Here is a 25,776-nt window from a genome sequence, read left to right on the forward strand (position 1 = left end):
CGTCTATATTGGCTAAACGAACATCGCTGAAAAACTACGGAGCATAAGGGCGTTTTTTTCAAAAATATTTACAAAGAAGTGCCAAAATGAAAAAATCGGATGGGGATAAGTGTTCTCTAAGGTATTTCATGGCAAGATAAATATGGCTTTCCACCGTGCGTTGCGGGATATTCAGTTTTACGGAGACCTCCCTGGCTTTCAATCCGTCGCGATAAACCAATTCAAAGACCTGTCTTCTCGCTTCCTGAAGATTACCGAGCAAGGCATTGAGCCTTTCCTCAAAATCTTTACTGAAAAGTTCTTTCAGAGCCTGGGAATCATTATCGATATAGGATTGATATTCGGCAGCAAACCTCAAGAGAGACTCTTTGGCATATTTTTCCAGCCGTTTATTCCTGTGAATGTGATCTATGCATCTTGAGTAGGCCGACTGGAACAAATAACTGTAAAACCCTTCCCCCACATACAGTTCCTTCCTCTTTTCCCATACGTATACAAATACTTCCTGGGCAATATCTTCCCCTGCCGTCCTATCATCCAATATTACGGTGGCATAGGATGCCACCTGTGGATAAAACCGACAAAACAACTCTTCAAACTCCGGCTGTGACAGGGTTTGAAGATCCACTGAAGAAATATGCCCCCTATGTTTTTCCAAATAAAAGTAGAATAAGAATAATGGGATAAAACAAAAGTAAACAAATAATCGGACATGGCAAAGCCGACATAATTTTAAAAAAAATATCCATTATTTTAGGGTAATCCTATCCTGGCATGTTATAGATATAACAAGAAAAAGATAAACAATGGATAGAGACTTACTGTACCGTTTTTTTGAAGGTAAGACAAGGCTTGAGGAAGAAAAAAAGATCAGGCAATGGCTGGAAATTTCCGAAGCGAACAGAAATACCTTCTTGCGGGAACGCAAAACATACGATGCCCTATTGTTTGGTTCTCCCGGCACCTCGAAACCGAGCCGGGAAGGACATACAATCTCATGGTATCGTATCGGTACGGTAACCGCTACCCTGCTGCTATTGATGGTAAGCACACTATATATACGCGGGCTGATATACGAAAATAACAGGCAGGAAGAGTACAATACGCTTGTTGTACCCCCGGGGCAACGTATCCACCTGATCCTTGCCGACAACACCGACATTTGGCTGAATGCCAATAGCACATTGCGTTATCCCACTGAATTTTCAAGGAAAGGAAGAATTGTCTATTTAGACGGGGAAGCCTTTTTCGAGGTAAGCAAAGACGATAAAAAACCATTCATGGTGAAAACAACTTCGGGCGACATTAAGGTAACCGGCACCTCATTCAACGTGGAAGCCTATTCAAAACAGGGAAGTTTCGAGACCAGCCTGTTCGAAGGAAGTGTGGAGATTTACAAGAACGATCATAAACTCACCACTCTCAACCCTGATGAAAGAAGCTACCTGGAAGATGGAAAACTATATGTGACCCCAATAACCGACAGGGATAAGTATCTCTGGAAAGAGGGTTTGATCGCCTTCAATAATAAAAGCCTTGAAGATATCCTGCAGTCTCTCGAAAAGTATTTTGATATCCGGATACAAATCTCTAACAGCTCATTGCCACAACGCACCTATACCGGAAAATTCAGGCAGTCTGATGGAGTGGATTATGCATTAAGGGTGCTGCAGAAAAGTATCCATTTTTCCTACCAAAGGGATGAAACAACAGGGATAGTGTATATAAAATAACCACCGTAAAAAATAAAAGCCTATGATAAATAAAGCAGAAAATTGAATGACCAGAGGAAACTAAAAAAACCGGCAGGCGCTGCAACGTCTACCGGTAGGATGTCTTACGTCGACACGTCTAAAATTATCTAAGTATCAACTTAAAACAATGACAAATGTATGAAGAAAAACAATTCAACGGGTAACAATTTAACCGAAAAAGTACCCACAAATTTTTTTTTATTGATTATGCGAGTGACTATTATCCTATTATTTACCGGCATTTTCTGCACTATGGCCGAAACAGGTTATACGCAAAATGCCAGAGTAACGATCAACAAGCGTAATACAACCCTCAGGGAAATTTTAAATGAGATTGAAAAGCAAACCGACTACCTGTTCATTTATAACAATGAAGTAAAAACCAACAGCAAAGTCTCAATAAAAGCAAAACAAGAGACTGTATCAAAAGTGCTGAATTCCATGTTGAAAAAAAGGAATCTGGACTATTCCATGGAAGGGAACCATATTATCCTTTCGGCAAAACAACAGAAAGAAGAGGCTACGGAAAAAGTCATTGCCCAACAACAAAAAAAGCAGATTTCCGGAACCGTAACGGATGTCTACGGTGAACCCGTTATCGGTGCTAATATTATTGAAGTAGGTACTGCTTCTAACGGTACGGTAACGGACGTAGACGGTAATTTTTCCCTTCAGGTGGAAAACGACGCGATTATCCGTATCTCTTATATCGGTTATCGGGAACAGGAAATCAACACAACAGGAGAAACGAGCTTCACCATTATTTTACAGGAAGAAACCGAAGTGCTGGATGAAGTGGTTGTTACGGCGTTAGGAATCAAACGGCAGAAAAGATCGTTAGGGTATTCCACCACGCAAGTCGGGGGTGAAGAATTTACCCTGGCGCGTGACGTGAATTTAGGCAATGCCCTCTCGGGCAAGATTGCCGGGGTAACGGTAGCTGGGAACGCGACCGGTGCGGGAGGCAGTAGCCGGGTTATCATCCGCGGGAATGCTTCGCTGACCGGTAATAACCAACCGTTGTATGTTGTAGACGGTATCCCGTTTGACAATACCAACCAGGCGTCGGCCGGGACATGGGGTGGTCTGGATGGCGGCGACGGGTTGTCGAATATCAATCCCGACGACATCGAAAGCATACAGGTGCTCAAAGGTGCGGCAGCATCGGCATTGTACGGCTATCGGGGAGGTAACGGAGCCATCCTGATTACGACTAAGTCAGGACAGAAAGGGAAAGGCGTAAGCATCGAGTTCAATAATAACCTTACGTTTAACAATATCTACGACTACCGCGATTTCCAGACAATATACGGACAGGGCTCCATGGGGCAACGTCCCTTGTCGGCTGATGTAGCCAAGGCAACCGAAACATCCAGTTGGGGAGAACGGCTGGATGGAGGGAAAGCCGTCAACTTCCTGGGCAATGAATACACCTATTCCTATATCGACAACTGGAAGAATTTTTATCGGACAGGTATCAACAATGTTACCTCTGTCGGCATTAGCCAGGCTTCGGATAACATCACTTACCGATTCGGCGTTTCCAATATGTACGAGAAGGGTATTCTCCCCAATTCCGGTATCAGCCAGCAGAGCATCAATACGAATACCACCTACGACATTACCGATAAGCTGCACCTGACAGTGAACGCCAATTATGTCTTCGAAAAGTTCAACGGACGATCCAATCTTTCCGATGGGAACGGCAATACCAACGCCTCACTGCTCTACCGAGCCAATTCGTTTGACGTGCGTTGGCTGGAACGCGGAAGCGAATCTGCCGACTGGGGAACAACCGACGACGGAAAAGAACTCATAGGTGGAACCAACGAATATTTCAATAACCCTTATTGGTTACAATACAGGAAAACCAACGAAATGAACAAGAACCGACTGACCGGTTCTATAACCTTGCGTTATGACATTACCGACTGGCTGTATGCACAAGGAGCTGTTCAACGCGACGGTTATAACATTGAATTCAAACAGGTACAACCTATTGGCGCAGCGGCAGATCCCAACGGTTTTATGAATGAGTATGCTAAAAACTTTTCCGAAACGAACATGAATTATTTAATCGGATTCAACAAACTTTTCGGTGATTGGTCGGTAGATGCCACTGTAGGTGGAAACCGTCTGCACAACCTGATGAAACAATGGCTGGTGGACGGCGGACGCCCTTTTATCGTCGATGGGCTGTGGTCAGTCAATAATCTGGCCGATCACCGGTTCAAGAAAAACTATGCGGAGTACAAGGTAAATTCAATATACGGGACTGTAGATTTCGGCTGGAAGAACCAAATATTCCTCAACCTGACAGGACGTAACGACTGGTTTTCGACCCTGTCGCCCGAAAACAACCAATACTTTTATCCATCGGCTACCCTGTCGTGGGTGTTTACCGATACGTTCAAAATGCCGGACTGGTTTACCTTCGGTAAGGCAAGGGCTTCTTACGCCTCGGCTTCCAACGGAACATCAGCCTATCAGAACCTGCTCACATATAAAATATCCGATTATGTGGTGAATGGGCAGAAAGTAGCCACCGTAAATACAAGTACCTTTCCTAATCCCAACCTGAAGCCGGTACGCATCTCCGAATATGAAGGCGGGTTGAATCTGGCTTTCTTACGCAACCGTCTGTCGTTCGATATGGCTTATTACGTAAAGAATACAAGGGATGATATCGCTGTGGTAACCGTCAGCAGCGCCACAGGATACAGTGCCCAGATTCAAAATGTGGGCGAAATCGAAAACAGGGGGGTCGAATTTATGGTGAATGCCGTGCCAGTGCATAACCGTCATTTCGGTTGGAATACCACCTTCAATATCGCTCATAACAACAGCGAAGTAAAATACCTGGGTGAGAATGTAGAGATGTTACAGATCGACGGAGCATCCTCCCGTTCGGGAAATGTAACCGTACAGAATATTGTCGGCCGTCCTTACGGAGAACTGGTCGGCTACAAATATTTGCGCCATAACGGTGAAATCGTTTATAAAGATGGCCTCCCCCAACGCGAGACCGACTTATCCGTCCTGGGCAACGGCGTGTATAAACTCACGGGAGGCTGGAACAACCAGTTTTCCTATAAGAATATCACGCTGGCTTTGCTCCTCGACTTCAAATTCGGCGCCAAGATTTTCTCAGGGACAAATCTGAGCCTGACCAATAGCGGGCTACATAAAAACACATTACAGGGACGCGAGAACGCGGCTGCCGGAACCATCATCGGAAAAGGTGTTATGTTAGGTGCGGACGGGGAAAGTTATGTGCCGAATACAGTGGCAAAACCGGCGCAGGAATACTGGCAGAGCATCGTCTCGAACAGCATCTCCGAAGAATTTATCTATGATGCCAGTTTTATCAAACTACGCGAACTGGCGTTGGGATACAACCTTCCAAAGTCATTATTGAGTAGGCAGCAAGCGGTAAAAGAGATGAGCATCTCTCTGGTCGCCCGTAACCTGTGGACCATTCTCAAACATACCGACAACATTGATCCCGAATCGGCTTATAACAACACAAACGGGCAAGGGCTGGAACTGAATGGTTATCCCGCGACCCGCAGTATCGGATTCAATGTGAATATTAAATTTTAACCTCTTAGAATAGGAAAAAAATGAAAAAAAATATTTTTTTGAAGTTGACATTGGCTGCATTCGCCCTGACGGGACTGACCACAAGTTGCAGCGATTTCGGTGATATCAATATCGACCCGGAACATTTGAACGAAGGAACCCTTGACTACAACTTGCTTTTTTCCGGCGTGCAGGTGCAGACACTCGGCTCTAACTGGGATGTCTGGCGCAACGGGATCATATACGGGACGAACATGATGCAGCAGACCACCAGTGTAAATTGGGCGCAAGGTGTCTTTTATACGTACAATGAAACGTTCAACGCCGCATTTTGGGATGGCTTGTATAAAGGTGACCGTGGAGCCATCCGCGACATCATCGATTTCATAGAGAAACGGAAAGATGTCGAGGGCTTTGAAAACGACTATCAGATGGGGCGCATTATGAAAGCGTACCTGTTTCACCGGATGACCGATCTCTACGGAGATATTCCCTATTCGGAAGCTGGCCGTATCAGGGAAGGGATCACCCAACCCATATATGATAAACAGGAAGATATCTATAACGACTTGTTAAAAGAATTGGACGAGGCGCAAGCCGCTATCAATATATCGGCCAGTAGCCAACTGGGAAATGCGGATCTCTATTTTAACGGGGATGGAACGAAATGGAAAAAATTCGCCAACTCACTCATGTTGCGCGTCGCCATGCGATTGAGCAAGGTAGAGCCGGATAAGGCACAGGAATGGGTCAATAAAGCAGTGAACAACGGTCTCATAGAACAAGCCAGTGATAATGCCGTCTTATACCGTACGGATGGAACTACTGCTGACGACTCGGCCGAGCCTTACGGAAAGGTTTTCGCCCATGAGGAGCCTGTTGGCTTCTTTCTGAGCGAGTATTTCGTGGACTTGCTGAAAAACACCAACGATCCCCGCCTGGCCCTGATTGCTGTCGTCGTTGCCGAGAACCCCGATGCAAAGTACGACTCCGACAACTTCAACAAAGGCAATCCCGACCCGGCTATCCAAGTAGGAATGCCGATAGGTTATGATTTGAATGGTGGCGATTGGGATCTCTCGAAAGCGCCTGGTTATCCCGGTGATAATTTCAGAAGTGTCTATTCACTACCCAACCGCTATACCTATTCCGATGTGAAAGCGCCGACCATGATCGTGACCTATGCCGAAAACCAGTTGTTACTGGCCGAAGCAGCGCACCGCGGTTGGCTCACCGGCGGCAAGAGCGCAAAAGAGTATTATGAGACCGGTGTGAAGGCGGCCATGGAGCAATTCTCGTTCTATGAAAACGCCAAAAGCATCTATGAACAATACATCACCTCCGCGTCCATCAACAAGTATCTGCAAGACAATCCATTCGAGGAAAACCGCGCACTAGAATTGATCAATACGCAGTATTACATTACCACCTTCTGCGATGCATACGAAACATTCGCTAACTGGCGCCGTTCCGGTTATCCGGAACTTACTCCGGTGAATAAGGGATATCCGAACAGTGTAACTAACGGAACCATTCCTCGTCGTTTCACCTATCCTGCATCCGAATCGCAAAGTAATGGAATGAATTACAAGGATGCCGTCAGCCGTTTGAATAACGGGGACACAATGACTTCCCGCATATGGTGGGATAAAGAATAAGCAATTTTATGAAGTGAGCCCCGAAAGTCAGATAAAACTTTTGGGGTTCACGTTACTTTGAGACATCATTTATCTATCTGGTTAATACCGCTGCTCACTTGGTTTCAATTACCAATACAGCAAATTATTTCAAGAGAGACTCACATAGAACCACTTACGATTCGATTTCCAACCCCATGGGATATTATGAAAAGATAGTGATCTCACTTGATGACATCCCCTACCCTCAAAGCGGGGCATCAGGCATGTCCAGCCATGGAACACGAAATATTTAACAGTTGAAGTTTTATCTATCGTTTTGTGGATGTTATCTTTGTACTAGCATTATCAACCATGGAACAATTCCCCTCCTTAGAAGGAACCGTTGTGATTTGCTTAAGAAGTAGTACCTTTGTACTCTAAGTGCGACAAGAGGTCGTACAAGTAATTGTTCAGCATCATGTCTGAACCCATTGTTCCGTCAATGGTAGCATAGAGAGGCGTGCGTGATTGGTAACGGTCGGGTGCGAAGCCCTCTCGACAATGCGGCTTCAACGCAAACATCCTGCGTGAAGAGCTGCTAGGCTGACCGACATGGGTAACACAAGTGAACCACTGCACCATCGTAACAAAGAATTGGCTTACGGATGTTACAAGCCATGCCAAAAGGCAAGCAGTCAGGATAGCCCTCTTTATGGAAGGGCTACACGGATGTCGAACTGCCGGTGGATGGGCGGACTCTAAATCGGTCGTTAGTTGCTTGTGCGAAACTTGGTAAGCCCGTATTTCTCCCCGTGTGCACGGGGTAAGCCAATCGTGAGAGAAGCCGAACGGAATGCGGGTAAAGGATTGCGGAGAAAGCGAATGCTTCCGTGTAATGCGGGAGATAGAGGTTTAAAGGTTACCTCACGCGAAAGCGGGCAGACTTCCGCAGGGTAATTCTTTGTGAAAGGAAGGCAGAACTTGAAAAATGAAGAAACGGCAAAGGAGCGAGGCGCAAGCCGGGTGTGCATCTTCAGCCCGGAGAGCCACATCCTGGAAAGCAATTGATTTCCAAAAGTGTGAGCGAAGGGTGAGAAAGCTGCAAATCCGAATAGCAAAGGCTCAGAGGGAAAAGAGGTACGGCAAGGTGAAAGCACTGCAACACCTCCTGGTCACCTCCTTCGACGCCAAAGCCCTGGCGGTAAGGAAAGTGACCTCCAATAAAGGGAAACGCACGGCGGGGGTGGACTGCATATTGTGGAACACCGATGCCAAGAAATTAGGCGCGATACGTTCTTTGAAACGGAGAGGGTATAAAGCCCTGCCCCTAAAAAGGGTCAACATACCGAAAGCAAACGGAAAGATGAGACCGCTGGGAATACCGACGATGAGGGACAGAGCCATGCAGGCACTTTACCTGATGGCATTGGAGCCCGTCACGGAAACAGAAGCGGACGCCAACTCCTACGGGTTCAGGAGAGGGCGGAGTGCGGCGGATGCCATAGACGCCCTGCATAGATGGTTGAGCAGAAAATGCTCTCCCCAATGGATATTGGAGGGAGACATTAAAGGATGTTTTGACCATATCAGCCACAGGTGGCTTCTCGATAATGTACAAATCGACAAGCAAATATTAAAAAAGTGGCTGGAGAGCGGAGTGGTGTTCAATAAACTGCCGCAACCCACAACGGAAGGAACGCCGCAGGGGGGCATCATCTCTCCCACACTCGCCAATGCGGTCCTGGACGGCATGGAAAAAATGCTGAAAGAGAAGTATAAGGTGAGGTATGCGGACGGAAAACTTTACTGTCCCAAAGTGAATCTTGTACGATATGCGGACGACTTCATAGTAACCGGGGAGAAAAGGGAAACGCTGGAAGAGATAAAGAAAATGCTGACCGGCTATTTAAGGGAGCGAGGTCTCACACTCTCCGAGGAAAAGACGTGGATAACACATATCAGCAAGGGGTTCGACTTCCTTGGGTTCAACGTGCGCAAGTACAACGGCACATTGTTAATCAAACCATCCAAGAAAAGTCAGAAACGCTTTACCGAAAAGCTGCATGAAGTTGTGCTCGGAAAGAACAAAACGGCAGCACAGGAGGGGCTGATAAGGGAACTCAATCCGATAATCAGAGGTTGGGGAAACTATTACAGTCATGTGGTATCAAAGAAAGTGTTCAGCAGGATAGACCATGTTTTAATCAATCAGTTGAAACGCTGGTCGTACCGAAGACACGCCAACAAGTCACGAAAGTGGATAAAGGAAAGGTACTTTGTCGGCAATGGGAGCAGGGATTGGATTTTCAGCTGTGAAAGTAAAGATAAGAAAACTATCTTTGTACTTCTCAAGTTGGCGGATATTCCCATCAGACGTCACATAAAGGTAAAGTGCGAAGCCAATCCGTTCGACCAGGCTTGGGACGCCTATTTCAGGAGGCGAAAGGTGAAAAGCTGTCGCCAACGTGCGTAAATCAAACTTTATCGGAATGCAAGCACCTTTAACGGTGAATGTGAGCCGGTTTAATTTTATGAGAATTAAATTTAGAATTATCGGAGCTGTATGCGGTGAAAGTCGCACGTACAGTTCTTAATGGGGGAAGCGGCAGCAATGCCGCCGACCTACATAACAAATATAATTTCATTTGTATGCACAAAAAATGGATCATTGTCTCACTTTTCATCGTGATAGCTTTCACGTTGAATGCCCAGAAACTCTCTTTTAAGGAAGACGGGACCTTCAAGATCGTGCAGTTCACCGACATGCATTACATGCATGGGAATCCGAAATCGGACACAACCCTGATGCTTATGCCCAGGATACTGGATAAAGAGAAGCCTGATATGGTGGTATTTACCGGCGACATCGTCACGGGAAAACCGGTAAAGGACGGTTGGGATGCCGTAACCAAATTCGTTATTGAGCGCGCGATACCATTTGCCGTGACTTTGGGTAATCACGATCATGAACAGGGTGTGACAAGGGAAGAGATTGCTGATATTGTCACCTCCTACCCTTTCAACATCAACAGGCTATCGGACGTGAGCAGAGGCAGGGTAATGGACAATGTGATTCCGGTCTATAGCAGTGAACAACCACTGAAAGAGGCAGCTCTGATCTACTGTTTCGATACAGGAGCCTATTCCACGATAGACGATGTAAGTGGTTACCATTGGATAACCACCAGCCAGATAGGATGGTATCGGGAACAAAGTATCCATTATACCGTCAAAAACAATTTCCAGCCGCTACCCGCCCTGGCCTATTTTCATATCCCCTTGCCTGAATACCGGCTCGCGTTCAACGATGAAAAGAATATACGCCATGGAGAAAGAAAGGAAGACGAATGTCCTCCCGAACTCAATTCGGGTATGTTCTTATCGATGAAGGAGATGGGGGATGTTATGGGCACATTTGCGGGACATGATCACGTGAATGATTATGTAGTAAACTACCATGGTATAGCCTTGGCCTACGGGCATTTCAGCGGTTGGAAGACCACCTATACCCCTGAAATCAACGGAGCCCGCGTAGTAGTGCTCAAGGAAGGAAAACGGGAATTCGACACATGGCTCCACCGGTTAGATGGCACCATTCGGCACAAGGTTTCATATCCCGCGGACTTTACCAATCCGGGGAAATAGTTTTTTCATAAAAGAAATACTTACTTATTCGGTGGCAGAATTTATTTTCTGTCAACGAATATTCAATTGTTCAAATGAATAAACATTTAATTATCTAATTATCAATAATATAAACAATGCATGAAATTTGTTTAACAAATACTGGGAATATTGTTCAGTTAAAGTTATTTTTGTAACAATTTCAGGTCGAATAAAATGAGTATCGTTACGCTCTCTATGCTGGTTCTGCTGAGCATCGCGCTTATCGTGCTACTCACTTCGGTGACGAAACTAAACGCGTTTGCTTCGCTGTTTATCGTGGCCCTGTTGTTGGCCATGATCACCCTTCCCGACAAAGATGTGGTCCAAGTCCTTAAAGAGGGGTTTGGGAGCACCATGGCATCTATCGGGTTTCTGATTATTTTCGGGGCGATTATTGCCGTGGTGCTGGAAAAGACAGGCGGTGCCATAAGCATCGCTAATTATATTCTGTCGAAGACAGGACAGGGTAAAGCCGCTTCAGCAATGGGCATTACGGGATTTGTCGTGGGATTGCCCATTTTCTGTGATTCGGGGTATATTATTGTGATTCGGGGTATATTATAATGAGTGGATTGGTAAAATCATTCAGCACGAAGGCCCGAATCGCATTGCCTTTTATCGCGTTTGTTTTGGCCACTTCACTCTATTCGGTACACTGCCTCACCCCCATACACCCCGGAGCATTGGCCGCTTCGGGAATTCTAAACGCGAATATCGGCATGCTGATATTGCTGGGGACACTTTTTGCCATTCCCGCTTCCATAGCCGCATTTCTTTGGATCAAATGGCAAACAAGGAAAGATAGCTACCAAGAAACAGAGCCCTCCAAAGGTGAAATCGGGAGCCAAGAGCAATTGCCCCCGGTCGGTCTTTCGTTATTACCTATCGCCACACCACTCATTCTTATAGCAATCGGCTCTTTCCTCGCGGTAATGAAAGTGCCCGAAACCCATTTGGCATTGAAAGGGTTGGCATTGATAGGACAACCTATTATTGCCCTGCTGATTGGCACATTTTTATCACTGTTTTTATTGAAAAACAGGGCGGTGAAAAGCATCAATTCAATCCTTGAATCCGCCATAGAAAAAGCAGGCCCGATCCTTATCGTAACCGGCGCGGGCGGAATGTTCGGCATGGTGATAAAAGAGACCGGCGTGGGCGCTTATGCCGGAGAGTTTTTTCTGCAAACAGGCTTAGGCCTTGCTGTTCCCTTTCTGATTGCTTCCATACTGAAAACCGCGCAGGGTTCATCAACCGTCGCGGTCATTACTGCGGCATCGTTCGTCGCACCCATGTTACCTGCACTGGGACTGGATTCGGAAACCGGAAAACTTCTGGCCATGATTTCGATGGGGGCCGGCTCAATGATGGTGTCTCACGCCAATGATTCTTATTTCTGGGTGGTCGCCCGATTTTCCGGGATCAATTCCGACACCACGTTAAAAGTCTATTCCACGGCCACCATCGTGATGGGAATCGTTACCTTCGCGTGTGTATGGTTGACTTCATTTTTTATATTGTGATAAAATAAGATGAGAAAGAAAGCCGAAGAAATATTTCTCGCCGGGGTTGAAAGTGTTTTGCCTGAAAAATTGATTCAAACACGAATAAAACGGAGTGGTGACATACTGCAAATTGCCGGTAAATCATACCCGTTATCCCGATTCAGGCATATTTACGTTTTGGCAGCCGGAAAAGCAGCCGCTTTAATGGCTAAGGAAACCGAACGGATTTTAGGCGACAAAATAACAGGGGGGCACGTTGTCACCAAATACGGGCACGAAACCCGTTTAAAATACCTGAATCTTACCCAAGCGGGACATCCGATACCGGACGCCGAAGGCGTGAAAGGGACACGAAAAATGGTGGACATTGCCCGGCAAGCCGGTGAAGAAGACCTGGTGATCTGCCTCATATCGGGCGGTGCGTCGGCACTGATGGCGGATTTCCCTGAAGCAACCACGCTCGATGACCTGAGACACGCGAATGAACTGCTGGTAAAATGCGGTGCCGATATCAGCGAAATAAATGCCGTGCGCAAACATCTTTCGAAGGTGAAAGGCGGTCAACTTGCCAAAACGCTTTATCCTGCAACCACCGTTTGCCTGATTTTATCGGATGTCACCGGTGACCGCCTCGATGTCATTGCTTCCGGCCCTACCTTCGGCGACACCAGCACTTTTGCAGACGCGTGGGCGGTCGTCGAGAACTATTCGCTGGAAAATTCTTTCCCGCCTCCCATGCTGAACCATTTGCAAAAAGGACTGACCGGTTTGATTCCCGAAACACCCAAGCCGGACGATGCTATTTTCAGGAACGTTCAAAACCACATAATCGGGAATAACTTACTGGCATTGGAAGGCGCGTCGCGTAAAGCCCATGAGCTTGGTTTTAAGACCCATATCGTCACCGACAAGTTGAAGGGAGATTATACGAGTGTGGCTGACTTTATTCTGAAAACAATCGAAAATCACCCACAAACTGCCGGCAAAAAGCCCGTTTGCCTGCTTTTTGGGGGTGAACCGACTGTAAAAGTCTCGGGAAATGGATCGGGCGGACGCAATCAGCACCTGGCTTTGTATTTATCCACTAAAATTGCCCGCGAGAAACAGATCACCATCTTATGTGCGGGGACAGACGGCACCGACGGACCGACCGATGCCGCGGGCGCCGTTGTGGATAATGAAACGGTAGCTGCCGCGGTGAAGAGAAATATCGACCCCCGGATTTTTCTCCAAAACTCCGATTCTTACCATTTTTTCCAACAAACCGGCGGCCATATTATCACCGGAAACACACGGACGAATGTAATGGATATGGTAGTAGTCGTGATCAAAGCTTTACCGCTTCCATAGTTTCTCCATCTCTTCAAGCGATTTACCTTTGGTTTCAGGAACCATCTTCCATACAAACAATGCTGAAATGACAGCCATCAACCCATAAAAACCATAAGTCATTCCACTGCTGAATTCCATCATGGCAGGGTATGTAGAAGAAATCAAATAATTGGCGAACCACTGAAAAGCAACGGCCACCGCTACGGCCTGCCCACGGATCTTGTTGGGAAAGATCTCTGATATCAGCACCCAACAGATCGGACCCCACGACATCATAAATGAGGCTGTATATATAATGATGAATATCAATGTGCCAACACCTATAATGTTATTAAAGGCCAATGCCGATATGGCAAACATGCCTATGGCCATCCCTATCGATCCTGTAATGAGAAGCGGTTTCCTGCCCCACTTATCCACGGAAAGAATAGCGACAACGGTGAAGACAACATTCACAAAACCCATTACGATAGTCTGCAACATTGAAGCATCCTTGGCCGCTCCCATACTTTCAAAAATACGGGGAGCATAATAAAGCGCCACATTTATCCCCACGAATTGCTGAAAGACCGATAAAAGAACACCTATAATTATCACTATTTTCCCATATGAGAATAGCTTTGCCCTTTCAGTTGTCTGCCCCACAGAGTGCTTAATCTCCGAGAAAACCGCTTGCGTTTTCAGCTTGTCGCTATAAATTTTGTTCAAAACCGACATTGCCTGTTCATTCCGGTTTGACAGCACCAGAAACCTCGGCGTCTCGGGAACCAGAAGTAATAAAATCCCGAATAATGCCGCAGGAATAGCTTCCGAGGCAAACATATACCTCCATCCCACGGCATTTATCCATTCCATACTCTGTCCATATGCGATTGCCCAATTCACAAAGTACACCACCAACATCCCGAGGATAATGGCAAACTGGTTGAATGAAACCAGTCGACCGCGGATATCAGCCGGCGCTATCTCGCTGATATACATGGGCGATACTGCCGAGGCAAGCCCTACCCCGATACCGCCGAGGATACGGTAGAGATTAAATATCAGCAGTAATTCTGTCGAGGGTTCTCCCCTGGTAAAGAAGAATGTTTCCGGATAACCCGATCCTAAGGCGGAGAGGGAGAAGAGTAGCGATGCAAATAATAATGTCCTCTTACGTCCAAGGCGATTCGAAAAGAATCCCGACAAAACTCCCCCGATGATGCAACCGATCAATGCACTCGACACTGTGGCTCCATGTATCAGGGAATTCAGGCCCAGCGGTCTGATAAGAAAGGTTTCGATAGATTTCTCCGCTCCCGAAATAACCGCCGTGTCATACCCGAAAAGCAATCCCCCCAAGGTGGCCACCATTGTGATACCAAACAAATAAGGTTTATTATACTGTTTTATCATGTTTCAGAAAATAAAACAATGAAAGCGGGTGCCCGACAAAGTCTTCATGGGTTCAGCCTCCTGACGGATGGGGAGGAAGACCAGGACACACTACTCTTTCATTGTAGGTTTTGTTTTAGATATACATATTCACAATTGCCTCATACAACTCCTGCTTGCCGCTGATCTGTTCCGGTTCACGTCCTGATGCCAACGCATATGCACGCATCTCTTCCAGTGAGAGCTTCCCTTCCTCGAACTCTTTGCCTTTGCCGCTGTCGAAAGAGGCGTATCTCTCTTTCCGCATCCGGGTGTAGGGCGACTCCTCAAGGATGGCCGCGGCCGCCTCCAAAGCACGCGCAAAGGCATCCATACCGGCAATATGCGCGATGAAAATATCTTCCAGATCAGTAGAATCACGACGGGTCTTGGCATCGAAATTTGTCCCGCCTCCCTGCAATCCTCCGTTTTGCAGGATGACAAGCATGGCTTGTGTCAGCTCGTACACATCCACAGGAAATTGATCGGTATCCCATCCATTCTGATAATCACCTCTGTTGGCATCAATAGATCCAAGCATACCGGCATCCGCGGCGCATTGCAGATCATGTTCAAACGTATGGCCGGCAAGGGTGGCATGGTTCACTTCAATATTCAGTTTGAAATCCTTATCGAGGTTATGGGCGCGAAGAAATCCTATCACGGTTTCCGCATCATAGTCATATTGGTGTTTAGTGGGTTCCATCGGCTTGGGTTCGATAAAGAAAGTTCCTTTAAAACCCTTTGCTCTGGCGTAATCGCGTGCTTTGGCAAGCATCATGGCCAGATGCTCTTTTTCACGTTTCATATCGGTATTCAGCAGACTCATATAACCTTCGCGTCCTCCCCAGAATACGTAATTCTCACCTCCCAGCTCGATGGTGGCGTCCAGGGCATTCTTGATCTGGGTGGCGGCATAAGCCACACTGTGGAAGTTAGGGTTGGTAGCCGCACCGTTCATATAGCGCTTGTGACCGAAGACATTGGCCGTGCCCCAAAGCAGCCTGATACCGGTCTCGCTCATTTTCCGCTTGATATAAGCCACAATGGTCTTGAGATTGGCTTCATACTCCTCCAGAGTATCGGCTTCATCTACCAGATCCACATCATGGAAACAGAAATATTCGATACCTACTTTCCGCATGAACTCGAAACCGGCATCAACTTTCTTTTTAGCTCTTTCCATCGCATCACGACCGTTGTTCCATTCAAAATCTTTGGTCTCCACTCCAAACGGATCTCTCGCTTCGGCGCAAAGCGTATGCCAATAAGCCATTGAAAATTTGAACCAATCCTTCATCTTGCGTCCGTAAACCACTTTTTCGGCATCGTAATAGCGGAACGCCAACGGATTTTTGCTCTCCTTACCTTCAAATTCTATCTTTCCAATTCCGGGAAAAAATTCCTCTATTTTCTTTTCTACGTCCATAATGTAAATTTATTAAAAGATTATTATACTGATTATTTTATGAAATCAGGGATTTCCAGCGTTGGTATGCATTCATATATTGACCTTTATTCTTATTATCGGGCTCCACGGTCATGATTTTCTTCAATGAGGAGAATGCTTCTGTAGGCGACGCATATATTCCCGCACCGATACCGGCAGCTTTTGCCGCACCTGCCGCTCCGTCGGTATCGAACAGTTCGATGACCGCGCCGCTTACTGAGGCAAGCGTTTCCCTGAAGAGCGGACTGAGGAACATATTGGCATTTCCCGCACGAATGACCCGGATATCCATCCCGATCTCCCGCATGATCTCCATTCCATACTGGAAGGCAAAAACGATTCCTTCCTGGGCCGCCCGCAACACATCGGAGCGGGAATGAATATTGAAATTAACACCATGGAATGAGCAGTCCACATTCCGGTTTTCCAGTACGCGCTCCGCACCGTTCCCGAAAGGGATTACCGAGAGGCCTCTTGCGCCGATGGGCGATCGCGCGGCAAGTGCATTCATCTCATTGTAATCTACCTGTCCCGGCATGATGTTTTTCTTTATCCATGAATTCAGAATACCCGTCCCGTTGATACAAAGCAAAACTCCTAATCTTGTCAAATCGGGTTTGTGATTGACATGCGCAAATATATTCACCCTCGAAAAGGGATCATATCTTACCTCATCCAGTACTCCGTAAACCACACCCGATGTACCGGCGGTAGAAGCGATCTCTCCGGGATCAAAGACATTCAGGGAAGCAGCATTATTGGGTTGGTCTCCTGCCCGGTAGCTGACCGGCGTTCCGGGCGATAGACCAAGCTCTCTTGCCGCGGAGTCAGACACACGGCCTTGTATGCCGAATACCGGCGTTATATCGGGGATCAGCTCTTTCTCGAATCCGAAATGATCCAGTATCTCCCGCGACAGACGATTCTCTTTGAAATCCCAGAATATTCCTTCGGACAATCCCTCCACAGTAACCGATATCTCATCTGTCAACCTCATGGCAATGTAATCGCCCGGCAACATGATCTTGTAAATACGCTCATATATCTCCGGTTCATTCTCCTTTACCCATGCCAGTTTTGAGGCCGTAAAGTTACCGGGAGAGTTCAATAGATGGGATAAAACCTTCTCTTGCCCGATTGAATGAAAAGCCTTCTCTCCAAAAGGTACTGCCCGGCTGTCACACCAGATAATAGATGGACGTAGCACCTCCCTGTTTTTGTCTACCATCACCAATCCGTGCATCTGCCATGAAATACCGATGGCCTTAATATCCTGAGGGTCTGCTTTCGATTGTTTGAGTAACGAAGCGGTAGACAACCTCAGGTTAGTCCACCACATCTCCGGATCTTGCTCGGCCCATCCGGGCTGTTCAGCATACATCGGCATCTCTGCCTTGGGATAAAAATCGGATGTCACGGTTTTTCCGGTTTCAATATCCACCAGCGCGGCTTTCACGGATGAGCTGCCTATATCATATCCTAATAGATACATCATTCATTGATTTACAAATTATTTATATTTCACATGCTCATTTCTTTGATCATTTCTCATCGCTCCAGGCGATCACGGAACAAAGCCCAGCAGATTCAGTGCAATTTCCACTTGTAGAGGAAGCAAAAATATCATCACATGACAAATCCGTTGAATCCTCCGTCTATGGTGATGGTTGCCTGTACCTCCTGTGATAACGACCACTCTTCCGTTTATGCTGAATAAATTTTCCATATTTTGTTTTTTTGATCTTCAAGTGTGATTTCGGCGCATCTATGTTTTGTCAGGTCTCAGTGATGATGTTTCAAATCCAGTTTTACCTTTTTCAGGTCATCCAATTCATGCACGGGTCGTTCGATATCATAAGGAATCGGCTTTCCGGAATAGGTCTGGAAATACAGAAGGCAAGCATCTTTCCACCAGACAGCATCACGCGACTGTATTTTCAACCGCGACTGCACATGACGGAAACGTTCTCCGTCGATGTACCTCTCCATCCTGTCCCATATTTTCTGGAATTCGCGCACCTGTCGCACACCGGTATCGTATCGATAACAAAGCTCGTCCCATAGAGTACGGCCGTTCTTCATCGGATGGTCCCAGGGCAGATGATGGAACCAAAGGAGAAGATCTTCGGGGCAGGTTGCGATATCGTTAAAATATTCCTTTAACGGAGCATGATACTGCGAAACGGCATCGCTGCCCCCGGTCGTGCGGTCGAATCCGATCCCCTTTTCACCGGCGTTATGGTAATACCGGGGCAACCAGTCCGGACGCGCGCCGGGAATATCGCACCACGGTTCGGGTCCATAGTGGTGATCCCATGCAAAGATATGGTGCAATCCCAACGGCATCATATAATTGACGGCGGCGTCCCATGAGTGGAGCATCATCTCTTTCACGGGAGTGACGAAGGCCTGGTCGCGGGTAAACGCCATGCGCAGCCACTCTTCGGCGATCTCGTCTGCCGTTAACTCGCAATTCCATGCCAGCCGGCCGAAGGCATACCAGTTTGCCTGCGCAAAATGGTGCCCACACCAGTTAATATCCTCTCCGATATTTGCCACGCCCGCAATGGCACTTACGGGATGGGGGAAAATAGTGCCGTCGGTTGTCTTGGCAACAGTCGCGCCTTTCCCATTGCAATAGGTATCACTTTCAAAGAACTCTTTCCACTGGGGCGCCAAAAATACCAGATGGTTGGAGAAGCCGAGATATTCCTGGGTAATCTGCAATTCAGGCATCAGGGCTGTATTCTTCATTCCGCCGAATAGCGGACTGAACGGTTCCCGCGGCTGAAAATCTATCGGCCCGTTCTTTACTTGCAGGATCACATTGTCTCGAAATTTCCCATCCAAGGGTATAAATTCCTGATACGCCTGTTTAGCGCGATCCTCGTCGCCAGGATGATAAACGAATGCGCGCCACATCACAATACCCCCATAGGGTTTCAGCGCATCCGCCAGCATATTGGCTCCATCGGCATGTGTACGGTCGTAATCCTGGGGACCGGGTTGCCCTTCGGAATTGGCTTTCACCAGAACCCCCCCGAAATCGGGGATCAAACGGTATATCTCCCCGATCTTATCTCGCCACCATCGTCGCACCCCGGTATCCAGCGGATCAGACCCGGAAAGCCCGCCCAATATCTGCGGAGATGAAAAGTTGACCGATAAATAGACCTTTATACCGTAAGGACGCAGAATATCCGCTATTACTTTCACTTTGCGCAGGTAATTTCCTGTCAATATACCGGGAGAGGCATTCACGTTGTTCAGCACCGTTCCGTTGATGCCGATCGAAGCGTTGGCCCGCGCATATTCCTTGTATCGCGGAGATATTTTTTCGGGTAGTTCATCCCATTTCCAGATGGAATATCCGGCATACCCGCGTTCTACCGTGCCGTCGAGGTTATCCCAGTGGTTCAGCAGGCGCAAATCATATGCGGGGGATTCTTCCACCTGCAGCGCGCCGTTGTCGTTTTGCGTATCCTGTAAACGCAACAAATGGTAGGCTCCGTAGAGTAATCCCAGGTCGGAGGCCGATTGAATATGGATTCCCGTTTGCTTCTCGCCGGAAATGACATAGCCCTCCTTTCCCAGGTTTCGCAACTTTTTATTTTGGTGTAAGGAAAGGTGTACCGCTCCACCTTTCCATCGCTTTTCCAGTTCCTCAACCGCAACGCTTATGGCCGGACTTTCCCTGTTGGCTTTCACCTGGGCCTGGGCGGTCATTTCGGCACGAAACCATAAACGGCTTCCATCCTCCGCTTTCAGGCATCCCGCGGAAACACACCACCAGAATACTATATATAATACGGTTCTATTCATTATTCCACCTCAATAAATTCCGGATTTCAAGATTTCAGATTCAAAATTCAAGATGCTGAACTTCCCCACCTTTCCACTTTTCCACTTTAAGAAGCAGTTCCCTGAATCGTCCTGATCGTTCCATCCGGGTTGTATTCCAGTTCCACCACTTTCAGGCTCCGCAACCATGTTTTGCCGCCCGAAGGGACACAATCGTGATGGAACAGATACCATTTCCCTTTGAATTCAATAATAGAGTGATGGGTAGTCCAGCCCGCGACAGGCGTAAGGATCACCCCCTGGTAGGTGAACGGGCCGTAAGGGTTGTCGCCAAGGGCATAACAAATCAGATGCGTGTCGCCGGTCGAATAGGAAAAATAATATTTCCCGTTGTATTGATGCATCCACGATGCTTCGAAAAAACGGCGTTGGGTATCGCCGGCCGTGAGCGGTTTCCCCTTTTCATCGAGAATGAGCAGGTCACGCGGCTCTCCGGCAAATTCAAGCATATCTTCCGTCAGCCTTACCACTTTGGGACAAAGTGCCGGCGCATCCCCTTCGGGCAAATCCGCGCATTCCAACGCTTTGTTGTTGCGGTATCGTTGCAGTTGTCCTCCCCAGAGCCCGCCGAAATACATATAATACTCCCCATCTTCGTCGTGCCAGAGGCAGGGATCAATGCTGTAACTCCCTTTGATGGGATTTTCCCGCGGAATGAACGGCCCTTCGGGTTTATCACTGACGGCCACGCCGATACGGAAGATATCATTTTTATCCTTCAGAGGGAAATACATATAATACTTTCCGTTCCGAAAAGCTACGTCACAATCCCATAACTGCCGGCCAGCCCAGGGAATGTCTTCGGTACTGAGCACGACACCGTGATCGGTGACTTCTCCTTTTTCCACATCATCCAGAGAAAATACGCGGTAATCCCTCATATTGAAATGATCCCCGTTGTCGTTCTCAGGAATACCGCTTTCCCAATCATGGGAGGGATAGATATAAATCCGGCCGTTAAAGAGGTGAACCGACGGATCGGCCATATAATCATCCGGCACCAAATACCTTGCTTGTTTCATACTTTTTAATTTAGAATCAGGATTCAAGAACCAGGACACAGGACTGTTTCCAATTGATTGATTTGGCAATTTGTAGATGAAATGATCATATTATTCACAAAAAAATCTCCAAATCCCTAAATCATCCAATGATCCAATCAAATGTCATGACTGTTTATCATCCATAGCGAAATCTCAGATTATCGCTGTTGGTTTTCATTTACACATGAATAAATCAACACATTGGCACATCAACTCAACTGTCTCGCTTCGATCTCCCTATTGATCTTATCGATCACCTCATCCTCCAACTCATATTTCGAAATGATAAACATGGCCAGGATAAGCAACAGTGCCGGAATAACGGCGACAAGCCACAAAATACCCTGTTCCACGAAAGGGGTTTGTGAAAGGGGATTTTTCTCATCGAACCTTACAAAGGCCAGGACAAAGCCGGGCACCACTCCACCCAATGCCATGCCGGCCTTGAAAAAAATACCGGTAAGCGCGTTCACGATACCCGATATCCTCCTTCCGGAGACATGCTCGCCATAGGATATTACTTCGGGAACCAATGCCCACATATATCCGGTGGCGACTATCACACCCGTGGATTTCACGAACTGGGCGGTGAGCACTAACCAAACCTGGTTTTTCAGGGCGGGCACGACCGAAATAATATACAATAGCGCCATTCCCATAATAGCCACTGAAAGAAACACATAAAACATCTGTTTTTTACCAATAGCCCGTTTGATGGCGGGAACCATAGGCAAGAAAATAAAAGCGGGAATAGATCCCAATGCCGCAAAATAGGGCAACATGTCCGGAGCATGCACGTTGTAAATCATATAATACGATCCGGCAGAATTACCGATAGCCATCATGGCAAAAGCGGTAATAAAGAAAAAAGCCAGTATCCGGAGGGGACGGTTACGCACAAATTCCCGCCAGAGGTCGGACACTTTCACCTGCGCCGTATCCTTCTGATCCATGACGACCCGCTCTTCGGTCTGGGTATAGCAAAAAATCAACAGCGCCAGTCCGACAAGGGCATAAATAGCCATGGTGATAAACCAGGCATTTCCCGACTCCGTTGAATTGATCTTTCCATCAGGCGAAAGAGTTTTCACAATCACGGGAATACCATAGGCCACGGCCAAACCTCCGAGATTTGCTAAAAACATACGTACTGAGGTCAGTTTGGTTATCTCATCGGTATCACGGGTAAGGGATGCATTCAACGCTCCATAGGGAACATTGACCAGGGTGTAGCACATCGACAAGCCTATGTAAGTAATATAAGCATATGGCAGCGAACCGGAAAAGCCGTTCCAGAAACAAAGAATGGCAAATCCGGTAAGAGGAATTCCTCCCAATATGAGATAAGAACGATATTTTCCCATTGTAGGGTTTCGTTTATCCACAAAAGCACCTACCATTGGATCCCAAACGACGTCAATCAGGCGTACGATGAGGAACATCACAGCAGCAGTGGCCGCCGGTAGTGCGAAGACGTTGGTATAAAAAATCAGGAGGTACATCGATACCGTCTGATAAATAAGATTCTGTGCCAGATCTCCTGATCCGAAGCCTACCCGTTGCACCCATGATAGTTTATAAAATCCTTTCAAGTCGCCCTGTTCAAGTATTCCTGGTTCCATGCTGGTATATTGTTTTTTTCAGTCTTCTTCGTCAGTGCTCCATTAGATTATCAAGCAAAATTCCGCAAACAGAATTTCAATACTGCAAAAATAGATTATTTTTGATAAAATAAAAAATGAAACACATATTATAATACATATATTATCAAATAAATAAATATTGTATTTTATACTATTATGCCGATATGAGTCACAACAGCATGCTTGGCTTACATTGACTGCCCTTATTCAACGGTTGTCACCTTCTCATCGCGCCGGGGGAGTATACCGTCATTGCACCTTCACTTCTATCTGTTTTTGATTGATTTCATCGGATGTGCCTCCATACAAAATAGTATAATGTCCTGGTTTTGTGATTAATCCATCCACATCGGCATCATAGAATGTAAAAGCTCCGGGAGTAATTTTTAATTCCACCATTCGGGTTTCACCCGCTTTGAGATGTATCCTCCGGAATGCCCTCAACGACTTGTTGGGAGCCTCGGGATCGTTATTCCGCCTGACATAGACCTGCACCACTTCGTCTCCGTCGCGGGCAGAGGTATTTGTTACGGGGATAGTTACAGTGATATCTTCGTTTTTCTTGATTTCTTTCGAGTTTATCGCGGCTTCTCCGTAAGTAAATGTGGAGTAACTCAGTCCGTGCCCAAACGCATATAACGGCGCCTCCTTCATATAGCGGTAGGTTCTTCCTTCCATGTCATAATTCTCAAAGCCCTGGCGTTGCGGATCATTATGCCTGGAGAGGGCATTGTCCAACTGTTCCAGGGTCTTGTAGAAGGTGACCGGCAGCCGTCCCGCGGGATTATAGTCGCCAAACAGCACATCGGCAACGGCAGTGCCGGCTGCCTGCCCGCCATACCAGGCGCAAAGCAAGGCGTCGTAATTATGCTCGTCCTGTTCCAGCGCGAGGGCGCTACCGGTGCACAGCACAAAGACGACAGGTTTACCCGTCTTCCTTAATTCAGCAAGAAACTCCCGTTGGATCCGGGGCAGGTCGATCGACACTTTGTCCCCGCCTTTAAAGCCTTCGGCATTGACCGGCATCTCTTCCCCTTCGAGACTCGGCGATAGTCCTCCGACGTAAATGATGGCATCCACATCATTTAATTTCCCCATCAGGTTGGAGAAATCCGCTTTTTCTTTTCGGAACAGATCAAAACCGATAGTTACATTCCCTCCCTCCTGGATATGACTGAGAGTAATCGGGTAGTCCTTATCCTTTTCAAAATATGCCACATACTCGGCCGGGACGGTTGCTTCCCGTCCCTGGCGCGACAGCACCTCTTTTCCGTCGACAAACAAGCTGTAACCATCCGAGGCATGGGCCGAAAATACCACCTCTCCGGTATAGGGTGCGGTAAACAGGCCGGAAATACAAGTCGACGTATTTTCCCTCCCCACCCCCGGCGCCAAAGCAATACCGCCGTGAGTGCTGTAATGGATGCCTGTGGCATTGATTAGGGTGGCCGCAGCTTCCCCACTGAAAGTGGGGTTGTTGTAAAAGCTGACTTTCAATCCTTTTTCCCCCTGAGGGGCGCTCTTTAAGTTGTCATAGAGGGATGTCCTGGTCCATGGATCCACCCAGTCACAACCTTTGTCATAAATGATCTCTGCATCAGGAAGTTTCCTGCGGATTCCCTCAACAATAGTAACCGTACTGGAAGGCACTCCGTTGTAATTGCCCCACAGCATCACACTATCGGCGGCATTGGGACCGAGAACGGCTATCTTTTTTATCTTTTTGCTTAAGGGTAATATCTCATTGTTATTTTTGAGCAACGCCATCGATTCGCGAGCTACCTTCACCGCCTGTTCGCGGTGGCTGGGGGAGTCCACGACTGAATAGGGCAGATCGCTCCACGGCACCCTGTCGGCCGGGTCGAGCATACCGAGTTCAAACCATCCGCGCAACACGCGGCGCAGGGAGGCATCAATCTGTGCTTGGGTAATCAGCCCTTGCTGTAAGGCAGTGGATAGATGCTCATATACCGGACCGCATTCCAGGTCGGTGGAATGGATCACCGCGTCGGCGGCGGCGGCCTCGGGCGTCGGGTGGGTCTGATGATGATTTTCCATGTAGAAATCGTTGATGGCCCAGCAGTCGGATACTACCATACCCTCGTATCCCCACCTGTTTCGCAGGATATCCAGCATCAGCAGATCACTGCCGCAGCAGGGTTGATCGTCATAGGCATTATAAGCACACATCACTTCACGGACATTGGCTTCACGGATAAGGGCTTCAAATGCGGGAAGATAAGTCTCCCATAAATCGCGTCGGGAAACCAGCGCATTGTATGAATGCCTGTTCCATTCGGGGCCGCTATGCACCGCAAAATGCTTGGCGCAGGCATGGGTCTTGCGATATACCGGATGATCTCCCTGTAATCCTTTCACAGCAGCTATTCCCAGCCGGCCTGTCAGGTATGGGTCTTCACCATAGGTCTCCTGTCCCCGTCCCCACCGCGGGTCACGGAAGATATTGATATTAGGGGTCCAGAAGGAAAGTCCCTGATAACGCCCGCGTTTTCCTTCACCAACAAACCGGTTGTATTTGGCACGGGCTTCATCGGATATCATCGCGAAAGTTTTCCGGTGTTCGGGCTCGTTCCATGTCGCAGCCAAACCGATAGCCTGGGGGAATACAGTGGCCAGTCCGGCTCGCGCCACGCCGTGCAACGCCTCGCCCCACCAGTCGTACTCAGGTATTCCAAGCCGGGGCACGGCTTTGGAATTCATCATCATCAGCCCGATTTTTTCTTCGGGTTCAAGCAAGGAGAGGAGGTTCTCTATCCGCTCTTCAATGGGGAGGTCGGGATCCTGGAACAGGTGCTGGTAACGCACCTGACCGAATAAGGCAGGAAGGGAAAATCCGGCCAAGAGACTGAAAAGCAATATTTTCTTCATAGGCTATCTCTTTTGATAT

16 protein-coding genes are annotated in these 25,776 nt (G+C 47.4%); 8 read left to right on the forward strand and 8 right to left on the reverse strand.

Features of this window, described 5'->3' with window-relative positions; all coding sequences use genetic code 11:
• Positions 1 to 58: 58 nt before the first annotated feature.
• Positions 59 to 658, reverse strand: coding sequence for an RNA polymerase sigma-70 factor (locus D7D25_RS06895; protein ID WP_255417222.1), 600 nt, complete (start codon positions 656 to 658; stop codon positions 59 to 61).
• Between the two features lie 148 nt (positions 659 to 806).
• On the opposite strand from D7D25_RS06895, the gene D7D25_RS06900 reads away from it, so the two are divergent.
• The 8 genes from D7D25_RS06900 (at position 807) to D7D25_RS06935 (ending at position 13,476) form a co-directional block, all read left to right on the forward strand.
• Entirely contained in the window at positions 807 to 1,733 is a 927-nt protein-coding gene (locus D7D25_RS06900; protein ID WP_122968246.1) for a FecR family protein, read from the forward strand.
• 159 nt (positions 1,734 to 1,892) lie between these two features.
• Positions 1,893 to 5,357 (forward strand): SusC/RagA family TonB-linked outer membrane protein, encoded by a 3,465-nt coding sequence (locus D7D25_RS06905; protein ID WP_122968247.1) that lies wholly within the window; start codon positions 1,893 to 1,895, stop codon positions 5,355 to 5,357.
• A 20-nt stretch (positions 5,358 to 5,377) separates the two neighbouring features.
• On the forward strand, positions 5,378 to 6,994 hold the full coding sequence (locus D7D25_RS06910; protein WP_122968248.1) for a SusD/RagB family nutrient-binding outer membrane lipoprotein: 1,617 nt from the start codon (positions 5,378 to 5,380) through the stop codon (positions 6,992 to 6,994).
• Positions 6,995 to 7,943: 949 nt separating this feature from the next.
• Positions 7,944 to 9,428 (forward strand): group II intron reverse transcriptase/maturase, encoded by a 1,485-nt coding sequence (ltrA, locus tag D7D25_RS06915; protein WP_122968249.1) that lies wholly within the window; start codon positions 7,944 to 7,946, stop codon positions 9,426 to 9,428.
• 176 nt (positions 9,429 to 9,604) lie between these two features.
• Entirely contained in the window at positions 9,605 to 10,600 is a 996-nt protein-coding gene (locus D7D25_RS06920; protein WP_122968305.1) for a metallophosphoesterase family protein, read from the forward strand.
• A 195-nt stretch (positions 10,601 to 10,795) separates the two neighbouring features.
• Positions 10,796 to 11,185, forward strand: a complete 390-nt coding sequence (locus tag D7D25_RS06925) for a GntP family permease (RefSeq protein WP_122968250.1) — start codon at positions 10,796 to 10,798, stop codon at positions 11,183 to 11,185.
• A complete protein-coding gene (locus D7D25_RS06930) occupies positions 11,185 to 12,144 on the forward strand; it encodes a GntP family permease (protein WP_122968251.1) in 960 nt (319 codons plus the stop codon). Before D7D25_RS06925 ends, D7D25_RS06930 begins: the two co-directional genes overlap by 1 nt.
• 9 nt (positions 12,145 to 12,153) lie before the next feature.
• Entirely contained in the window at positions 12,154 to 13,476 is a 1,323-nt protein-coding gene (locus D7D25_RS06935) for a glycerate kinase (RefSeq protein ID WP_122968252.1), read from the forward strand.
• Here the strand turns inward: D7D25_RS06935 and xylE are convergent.
• The 7 genes from xylE to D7D25_RS06970 form a co-directional block, all read right to left on the reverse strand.
• Positions 13,462 to 14,853 carry a D-xylose transporter XylE gene (gene xylE, locus D7D25_RS06940; RefSeq protein ID WP_122968253.1) on the reverse strand — a complete coding sequence of 464 codons (1,392 nt, stop codon included), beginning with the start codon at positions 14,851 to 14,853 and terminating at the stop codon, positions 13,462 to 13,464. The genes D7D25_RS06935 and xylE overlap by 15 nt on opposite strands.
• 115 nt (positions 14,854 to 14,968) lie before the next feature.
• Positions 14,969 to 16,300: a xylose isomerase gene (xylA, locus tag D7D25_RS06945; protein WP_122968254.1), complete on the reverse strand. Its 1,332-nt coding sequence runs from the start codon at positions 16,298 to 16,300 to the stop codon at positions 14,969 to 14,971.
• Between the two features lie 37 nt (positions 16,301 to 16,337).
• Positions 16,338 to 17,813 carry a xylulokinase gene (locus D7D25_RS06950; protein WP_122968255.1) on the reverse strand — a complete coding sequence of 492 codons (1,476 nt, stop codon included), beginning with the start codon at positions 17,811 to 17,813 and terminating at the stop codon, positions 16,338 to 16,340.
• 290 nt (positions 17,814 to 18,103) lie between these two features.
• The gene (locus tag D7D25_RS06955) at positions 18,104 to 20,143 is read right to left on the reverse strand and encodes an alpha-glucuronidase (protein WP_122968256.1); all 2,040 of its coding nucleotides are present in this window, start codon (positions 20,141 to 20,143) and stop codon (positions 18,104 to 18,106) included.
• An 86-nt stretch (positions 20,144 to 20,229) separates the two neighbouring features.
• On the reverse strand, positions 20,230 to 21,204 hold the full coding sequence (locus D7D25_RS06960; protein ID WP_122968257.1) for a glycoside hydrolase family 43 protein: 975 nt from the start codon (positions 21,202 to 21,204) through the stop codon (positions 20,230 to 20,232).
• Positions 21,205 to 21,434: 230 nt separating this feature from the next.
• Complete coding sequence (locus D7D25_RS06965) at positions 21,435 to 22,847, reverse strand: MFS transporter (protein ID WP_122968258.1); 1,413 nt, start codon at positions 22,845 to 22,847, stop codon at positions 21,435 to 21,437.
• A gap of 270 nt (positions 22,848 to 23,117) precedes the next feature.
• The gene (locus D7D25_RS06970) at positions 23,118 to 25,757 is read right to left on the reverse strand and encodes a glycoside hydrolase family 3 C-terminal domain-containing protein (protein ID WP_122968259.1); all 2,640 of its coding nucleotides are present in this window, start codon (positions 25,755 to 25,757) and stop codon (positions 23,118 to 23,120) included.
• Positions 25,758 to 25,776 lie beyond the last annotated feature (19 nt).

Origin of the sequence: Proteiniphilum sp. X52 (genome assembly GCF_003712195.1) — a bacterium.
Taxonomy (GTDB): domain Bacteria; phylum Bacteroidota; class Bacteroidia; order Bacteroidales; family Dysgonomonadaceae; genus Proteiniphilum.

Excerpts from the sequence above, each read along its gene's own strand:
- D7D25_RS06900 (WP_122968246.1), top strand. The coding sequence starts at position 807 with ATGGATAGAGACTTACTGTACCGTTTTTTTGAAGGTAAGACAAGGCTT.
- D7D25_RS06905 (WP_122968247.1), top strand. The coding sequence starts at position 1,893 with ATGAAGAAAAACAATTCAACGGGTAACAATTTAACCGAAAAAGTACCC.
- D7D25_RS06910 (WP_122968248.1), top strand. The coding sequence starts at position 5,378 with ATGAAAAAAAATATTTTTTTGAAGTTGACATTGGCTGCATTCGCCCTG.
- ltrA (WP_122968249.1), top strand. The coding sequence starts at position 7,944 with ATGAAGAAACGGCAAAGGAGCGAGGCGCAAGCCGGGTGTGCATCTTCA.
- D7D25_RS06920 (WP_122968305.1), top strand. The coding sequence starts at position 9,605 with ATGCACAAAAAATGGATCATTGTCTCACTTTTCATCGTGATAGCTTTC.
- D7D25_RS06925 (WP_122968250.1), top strand. The coding sequence starts at position 10,796 with ATGAGTATCGTTACGCTCTCTATGCTGGTTCTGCTGAGCATCGCGCTT.
- D7D25_RS06930 (WP_122968251.1), top strand. The coding sequence starts at position 11,185 with ATGAGTGGATTGGTAAAATCATTCAGCACGAAGGCCCGAATCGCATTG.
- D7D25_RS06935 (WP_122968252.1), top strand. The coding sequence starts at position 12,154 with ATGAGAAAGAAAGCCGAAGAAATATTTCTCGCCGGGGTTGAAAGTGTT.
- xylE (WP_122968253.1), bottom strand. The coding sequence starts at position 14,853 with ATGATAAAACAGTATAATAAACCTTATTTGTTTGGTATCACAATGGTG.
- xylA (WP_122968254.1), bottom strand. The coding sequence starts at position 16,300 with ATGGACGTAGAAAAGAAAATAGAGGAATTTTTTCCCGGAATTGGAAAG.
- D7D25_RS06950 (WP_122968255.1), bottom strand. The coding sequence starts at position 17,813 with ATGTATCTATTAGGATATGATATAGGCAGCTCATCCGTGAAAGCCGCG.
- D7D25_RS06955 (WP_122968256.1), bottom strand. The coding sequence starts at position 20,143 with ATGAATAGAACCGTATTATATATAGTATTCTGGTGGTGTGTTTCCGCG.
- D7D25_RS06960 (WP_122968257.1), bottom strand. The coding sequence starts at position 21,204 with ATGAAACAAGCAAGGTATTTGGTGCCGGATGATTATATGGCCGATCCG.
- D7D25_RS06965 (WP_122968258.1), bottom strand. The coding sequence starts at position 22,847 with ATGGAACCAGGAATACTTGAACAGGGCGACTTGAAAGGATTTTATAAA.
- D7D25_RS06970 (WP_122968259.1), bottom strand. The coding sequence starts at position 25,757 with ATGAAGAAAATATTGCTTTTCAGTCTCTTGGCCGGATTTTCCCTTCCT.